The following is a 6,802-nucleotide window of genomic DNA, read 5'->3' on the forward strand; positions in this document are numbered from 1 at the left end:
ATATGGCAATATATAGCCTTTGCAAAAATCACTGTATTTAACGCCCATGAAGTTGCTTCGTCTCAACGCATTATCGCCAGATTTTCAGTTACCTCCGACTGCGGTAACGATCGGCAATTTTGATGGTGTCCATCTCGGCCATCAAGCGATGATTGCTCAACTCAAAACGTTGGCTTCTGCTCAAGGCTTAAAAACATTGGTGATGATTTTTGAGCCGCAACCGCTTGAATTTTTTAAAGGTTATGATGCTCCGCCACGTATTAGCTCATTACGTGAAAAAGTAGAATATTTAACTGAGCTTGGTGTTGATTACATTGCGGTCGCGAAGTTCGATCAATATTTCAGAAGCTTAAATGCCACTGAATTTGCAGATTTACTCAAATTAAAACTCAATGCACAAAGTCTCGTTCTTGGAGATGACTTCCATTTTGGTAAAGATCGTCAAGGTAACAGCGAATTTCTACGCAACTATGGCTTTGATGTGACCAATTTAAATACCATCGCCTTGAATGGTGAACGGGTGAGTTCAACCCGTATTCGTCAGGTCCTACAAGCAGCTGATCTGGCTTTAGCTGCAAAATTACTAGGTCGCCCGTATAGCATCACTGGCCGTGTCCAGTATGGCGATCAAATTGGTCGCACCCTTGATTTTCCAACGATTAATGTCCGTTTAAACCGTCATAAACCGTGCTTAAACGGGATTTATGCAGTCGATGTGGTGTGTGAAGATGCCTCTCTTACGGCAAAAATAAAACATGCAGATCCTGCTCTTAATGGCATCTCTGGCTATCAAGCCGACAGTTTATTTGGCGCAGGTCATGTGGGGACACGCCCAGCCATCAAACAAGTCCAACCTGAATGGCGATTAGAGGTACATTTCCCCGATGTTTCTGCTAATCTGTATGGCTTATTGATGCGGGTAACCTTCCTTCACTATTTACATGGTGAGCTGAATTACCCTTCGCTTGAAGCCCTCAAAGCCGGAATTAATGATGATGTGCAAAAGTTACGAGATTATCGTAGCAGCACACCAGAATTTCCTTTTAAATTTAAATAGTAGGGTTTGTTAATACTTCACAAATCCTAATGTAAAACATGTCAGTTTACCAACTGATCAAACTGGAAGAAAACTTGCATGAGCGATAAGCAAACTCCTGAAAATGCAGTGGATTATAAAGCCACACTCAATTTGCCAGCGACTGAATTTGCCATGAAGGCAAACTTGGCTGTGCGTGAAGCCAAATGGTTAGAAGAGTGGTATGCCGACAACATTTATCAGCAGATTCGTGCATCGCGTATTGGCAAGAAAAAATATGTACTTCATGACGGCCCTCCGTATGCCAATGGTCAAATCCATTTAGGTCATGCTGTTAATAAGGTTTTAAAAGACATCATTATTAAAAGCCGCGTTTTAGATGGCTTTGACGCACCATATGTGCCAGGTTGGGACTGTCACGGTCTACCAATCGAACTTAAAGTAGAAGAAAAAGTCGGTAAAGTTGGCGTCAAAGTTGATGCATCTACCTTCCGTAAAGCATGCCGTGAATATGCATACACTCAAGTCGAATTACAGAAAAAAGACTTTGTACGTATGGGCGTGTTTGGTGACTGGGACAATCCATACCTCACCATGAATTTCAAACAAGAAGCAGATATCGTACGTGCACTCGGTGCTATTGCCAAAGCAGGTCATATTGAGCCGGGTTTAAAACCAGTAAACTGGTGTATGGACTGTGGTTCTTCTCTGGCTGAAGCTGAAGTTGAATACGAAGATAAAAAATCAGATGCCATTGATGTCGGCTTCACCGTGGTTGATCTGAAAGATCTCAGCACACGTTTGAATGTCGAGGTTAAAGATGCGACTGATATCGTGATCTGGACCACGACACCGTGGACTTTGCCTGCAAACCAAGCCGTAGCATTACATGCTGAAATCGACTATCAACTGGTACAGGTTACGACTGACCGTGGTACGCAAAACTTTATTCTTGCCAAAGATCTGGTGGAATCAGCAATCGAGCGTTATAAGCTTGAAAACCCAGTTGTACTTGCTGATTTCAAAGGTGCTGCAATCGAAAATCTTCTTTTGCAACATCCGCTTTTAACTGATCGTCAAGTGCCTGTGATTTTAGGCGAGCACGTGATTGCAACCAGTGGTACAGGTGCAGTACATACCGCACCGGGCCACGGTGTAGACGACTATAAAGTTGGCTTGCTCTATCAATTAAAAGTTGAAAATCCTGTAGGCGGCAATGGTGTTTATTTACCAACTGCGCCAATTTTTGCAGGCGAGCACATCTATAAAGCCAACCCACAAATTATCGAAGCATTGGGTGCAGTGGGCCGTTTATGGGCGCATCAGCCAATCAAGCATAGCTATCCGCATTGCTGGCGTCATAAAACACCAATTATCTTCCGTGCGACACCACAATGGTTTATCAGCATGGATGCCAATGGTCTACGCCAAAATGCATTAAACGCGATTGAAAATGACATCGAATTTGTGCCTGATTGGGGTCAAAGCCGTATTCAGTCCATGATTGAAGGTCGTCCTGACTGGTGTATCTCACGTCAACGTACATGGGGTGTGCCAATCCCATTCTTCGTTCATAAAGATACCAATGAATTGCATCCTCGCACGCCTGAACTGATTGAAGAAGTGGCTAAGTTGATCGAGCAAGAAGGGATCGATGGCTGGTATAACCGTGAAGCAAGTGACTTCATTGGTGCAGATGCCGAGAACTACAATGCAATCCGTGACACGCTTGATGTCTGGTTTGACTCTGGCACAACACACTATGCTGTGCTACGTGAACGTGAAGACCTGCAAGATCCTGCTGACTTGTATCTTGAAGGTTCAGATCAACACCGTGGCTGGTTCCAGTCTTCATTGCTGACATCAATTGCAATCAATGAACGTGCGCCATATAAAGGCTTGCTCACCCACGGTTTTGTGGTCGATGAGAAAGGCCGTAAAATGTCTAAATCATTAGGTAATATCATTACCCCACAAGACATTATTAAAGATATGGGTGCAGATGGCTTACGCTTCTGGATCGCTTCTGCGGACTACCGTTATGAAATGACAGCTGGTAAAGAAATCTTTAGCCGTGCTTCAGATGGTTACCGTCGTATCCGTAATACCTTGCGTTTCTTGCTGGCAAACCTAAATGGCTTCAAACCATCAACAGATGCGCTGCCAGTGGACCAGTTGATTGCATTGGATCAATACATCCTTCAACGTGCTGCTGAGGTTCAAAAAACTATTCAGCAAGCCTATGAAGAGATGAACTTCCATATTGTGACCAATGCCCTCACCAACTTCTGTATCAATGATTTGGGTGGTTTCTATCTCGACATCATCAAAGATCGTCAATACACCACCAAGGCAGATTCACAAGCACGTCATTCTGCGCAAACAGCGCTGTACCATATCGTTCAGGCCTTTGTCCGCTGGATGGCACCAATTCTCAGCTTTACCGCGCAAGAAGCATGGCCATTAATTCCAGAACAAACTGAAAAATATGTGTTTACTGCTGAATGGTATGACATTCCAACGGCATCAACAGCAAACTTACTGTCTGAAGCAGATTGGCAAACATTGATTAGCGTAAAATCAGCAGTAAATAAACAGATTGAAGCAGCACGTAACGCTAAACTGATTGGTAGTAACTTATCTGCAAAAGTTGAACTTTGGGCAGATGAAGCATTACAGAAATTGTTGAACCAATTGGCTGATGAATTACGCTTTGTCTTGATCACCTCTCAAGTCATTGTGCATCCTTATGCTGAACAAGGTGAAAGCACTGACCTTGCAGGGTTACGTGTTCAGGTTTCAGCTGCGGATGGTGAAAAATGTGTACGCTGCTGGCATGTGCTGCCAGATGTAAATACACACGTTGGTCATGCTGGTTTATGCGCTCGTTGTATTATCAATGTCACTGGCAGTGGCGAAGTGAGAAAATATGCATAATTCTGTGCAAACAAGCCCCGCAAAAAAAGGCTTATTCCAGTTTTACCCGCACAACTTAATGTGGCTTGGACTTTCTGTCCTTGCCATTGTGCTGGATCAATGGACCAAATGGATTGCAAGTTCACATTTAAATTATGCTGATCCTGTTCCAGTTCTGCCTTTTTTAAACTGGACATTACTTCACAATCATGGCGCAGCATTTAGCTTTTTATCTGATGCGGGTGGCTGGCAACGTTATCTTTTTACGTCTCTAGCAGGCATTGTGTCGGTTATTTTTGTGTTCTGGCTCATGCGTATGCCAAAGAAAATGATCGTTTTGCCTATGGCGATTGCGTTGATTCTCGGTGGAGCAATTGGCAACCTGATTGATCGTGTCAGCTTAGGTTATGTGGTCGATTTTATCCATGTCTATTACCAGAACAGCCATTTCCCAGCATTTAACCTTGCAGATAGTGCCATTACTTTGGGAACGATCTTGCTGCTGATCGATACTTTCTTCTTAGAGAAGAAACGTAACCAAAATGCGGATGTATAAGATGAACGAAATTATCCACCCAAACGAAGAAATTCGTATTCAGGACGGCTCAAAAGTCGACTTACACTTTTCGGTTTCAATCGAAAATGGTGTTGAAATCGATAACACACGTAGTCGTGAAGAACCAGTAAGTCTGGTCATTGGCGATGGTAATCTGTTACCAGGCTTTGAAAAAGCTTTATTTGGTTTACGTGCCGGCGATCGTCGTACCGTACATTTACCACCTGAAGATGCTTTTGGGCCTTGGAATGCTGAAAATATCCAGATCTTCGATACGGTTAAGTTTGAACAACGTCCAATCGTTGGTCATATGATCGAATTTGAAGATAAAGCCAAAGCAACCTTATTTGGAATTGTAAAATCGGTTAATGATGACACCACTGAAATCGATTTTAATCATCCACTGGCAGGTAAAAATATTACCTTTGAAGTGGAAATCTTTAAGGTCACCCCTGCTGGACAGCAAGGCATTAAATTGATGTAACACAAAAGCTCTCAAATGAGAGCTTTTTTTTAACCCTGAATAAAAGTATAAGATCATTAAAAGACATTCATTTTTGATTCAAAGCAATAATACATAGGAATACAAATATGCTCATTTATATTATCGTCGGCAGCATCCGTGAAGGTCGAACTGCAATTAAAATCGCCAATTGGGTCAATCAAGCCATCAATGAACTTTCATTAGCTGATATTCAAACAGAAATCGTGGATCTGCAAGAATGGGCATTACCGATATTTGCAGGCGCTCATCCGCCAGCGACAGGTGTTTATGACCAACCGAAGCAACAACAATGGGCTGATAAAATTGCGGCAGCCGATGCATTTATCTTTATTAGTCCTGAATATAATCATGGCTACAGCCCAGCACTCAAAAATGCATTGGACTACGTGGCTAAGGAATGGCAAGGCAAGCCTGCTGCTTACGTAGGCTACGGTGCCACCAATGGCTCTCGCTCAATTGATCAACTCCGTCAGGTCGCGACCTATATCGGCTTGGTTGACAGCAATGCTGTTCTTGAAATCCGTGATATTTTTAAACGTAATAAAGAAGAAACGTTTGAAGCCAATGAGTTTGAGGTCAAAGGCTTGGCTGCACTTATCAGCAAATTACAGAAATATAATGTTGTGTAGACGTAAGCCTAAGCGTACATAGACAAGCTACATTCACCTCTATTCTCTACTCTGCTTTATCTTTAATATACAAAGCATAGAGAGACAGGAAGTCTCATTGAGAATAATAAGACACACAGGAAGTGGTCGTTAATAGGATATTAACGACATAAGCTGAATACGAAGAAGCCCCGTCAGGATGATGGGGCTTCTTTTTTGCCTATTTAAAGCATGTAACAGAACTTGACATCGTATCCCACAAGATACAATCTGCTCCAGAAAGCCCTACATTTTTCATGTTTTTAGCTTGTTAACCTAAAATAAAAATGATTTTGAGGTCGTAACAATGGTTAAAAAAGCATTGATCATCACATCAAATGTAGGCGTTGAACATGATGAATTGATTCAACCACTTGAGTTTTTAAAAGGAAAAGGCATTGAAGTCATCCATGCCGCAGAAACATTTGACGCTGTGCAAACGGTGAAAAGTGATAAGGCATTAGGGCCAAGTTACTCCCCACAAGCCTCATTAGATCAGGTTTCTGTAGAAGACTACGATATTTTGATTATTCCAGGTGGTACGGTAAATGCCGATACATTGCGCCTAAATAAAAACGCGCATGCCATCATTCAATATTTCACTGATCAGAACAAGCCTATTGCTGCAATCTGCCATGCGCCTTGGGCACTGATAAATGCAGAACGGATTAAGGATAAAAATCTGACTTCCTATAAAAGTATCCGTTTAGATCTAGAAAATGCAGGTGCACACTGGGTAAATGAAGCCGTACATCGTTGTAATACCAATGACTGGCCTCTTATCACCTCACGGTGTCCAGATGATATCCCGCAGTTTAATGAAGCTATTTTGAAAGAACTGAATCAAGAATAAAGCTTCAAATCTTATTTTTCTACGCGCAAAAAAACACCCCTAACCGTAAGGTTAGGGGTGTTTAGATTTAAAAGCTGGCGATGACTTACTCTCACATGGCAAGTGCCACACTACCATCAGCGCTAAGAGGTTTCACTTCTGAGTTCGGGAAGGGATCAGGTGGTTCACTCTTGCTATTGTCGCCAGCAAACTGTTTATGGATACTTGCTTTGGTCTTATGTAATGCCAAGGCTTTTTCCAAATGAGTGATTAACGGATTAGTTAATTGAGTCGGTATTGTAACTAGTTT

6 protein-coding genes and 1 rRNA gene are annotated in these 6,802 nt (G+C 42.3%); 6 read left to right on the top strand and 1 reads right to left on the bottom strand.

The features are described from left to right. Window positions 1–46: 46 nt before the first annotated feature. The 6 genes from ribF (at window position 47) to AWW72_RS03115 (ending at window position 6,513) form a co-directional block, all read left to right on the top strand. Window positions 47–1,057 carry a riboflavin biosynthesis protein RibF gene (gene ribF, locus AWW72_RS03090; RefSeq protein ID WP_062846410.1) on the top strand — a complete coding sequence of 337 codons (1,011 nt, stop codon included), beginning with the start codon at window positions 47–49 and terminating at the stop codon, window positions 1,055–1,057. A gap of 78 nt (window positions 1,058–1,135) precedes the next feature. Continuing rightward, window positions 1,136–3,973 (top strand): isoleucine--tRNA ligase, encoded by a 2,838-nt coding sequence (gene ileS, locus AWW72_RS03095; RefSeq protein ID WP_009516378.1) that lies wholly within the window; start codon window positions 1,136–1,138, stop codon window positions 3,971–3,973. Between the two features lie 4 nt (window positions 3,974–3,977). Continuing rightward, window positions 3,978–4,508: a signal peptidase II gene (gene lspA, locus AWW72_RS03100; RefSeq protein ID WP_171067036.1), complete on the top strand. Its 531-nt coding sequence runs from the start codon at window positions 3,978–3,980 to the stop codon at window positions 4,506–4,508. A 1-nt stretch (window position 4,509) separates the two neighbouring features. Then, complete coding sequence (locus tag AWW72_RS03105) at window positions 4,510–4,992, top strand: FKBP-type peptidyl-prolyl cis-trans isomerase (protein ID WP_005228218.1); 483 nt, start codon at window positions 4,510–4,512, stop codon at window positions 4,990–4,992. Window positions 4,993–5,099: 107 nt separating this feature from the next. Further along, window positions 5,100–5,642 (top strand): NADPH-dependent FMN reductase, encoded by a 543-nt coding sequence (locus AWW72_RS03110; RefSeq protein WP_062846411.1) that lies wholly within the window; start codon window positions 5,100–5,102, stop codon window positions 5,640–5,642. A gap of 325 nt (window positions 5,643–5,967) precedes the next feature. After that, complete coding sequence (locus AWW72_RS03115) at window positions 5,968–6,513, top strand: type 1 glutamine amidotransferase domain-containing protein (protein WP_062846412.1); 546 nt, start codon at window positions 5,968–5,970, stop codon at window positions 6,511–6,513. A gap of 72 nt (window positions 6,514–6,585) precedes the next feature. Here the strand turns inward: AWW72_RS03115 and rrf are convergent. Continuing rightward, a 5S ribosomal RNA gene (gene rrf, locus AWW72_RS03120) occupies window positions 6,586–6,700 on the bottom strand. Window positions 6,701–6,802: the final 102 nt, after the last annotated feature.

The organism is Acinetobacter sp. NRRL B-65365 (genome assembly GCF_001605865.1).
Taxonomy (GTDB): Bacteria; Pseudomonadota; Gammaproteobacteria; order Pseudomonadales; family Moraxellaceae; genus Acinetobacter; species Acinetobacter vivianii.

Coding starts and splice junctions, on each gene's coding strand:
- ribF (WP_062846410.1), top strand. CDS start 47: ATGAAGTTGCTTCGTCTCAACGCATTATCGCCAGATTTTCAGTTACCT.
- ileS (WP_009516378.1), top strand. CDS start 1,136: ATGAGCGATAAGCAAACTCCTGAAAATGCAGTGGATTATAAAGCCACA.
- AWW72_RS03105 (WP_005228218.1), top strand. CDS start 4,510: ATGAACGAAATTATCCACCCAAACGAAGAAATTCGTATTCAGGACGGC.
- AWW72_RS03110 (WP_062846411.1), top strand. CDS start 5,100: ATGCTCATTTATATTATCGTCGGCAGCATCCGTGAAGGTCGAACTGCA.
- AWW72_RS03115 (WP_062846412.1), top strand. CDS start 5,968: ATGGTTAAAAAAGCATTGATCATCACATCAAATGTAGGCGTTGAACAT.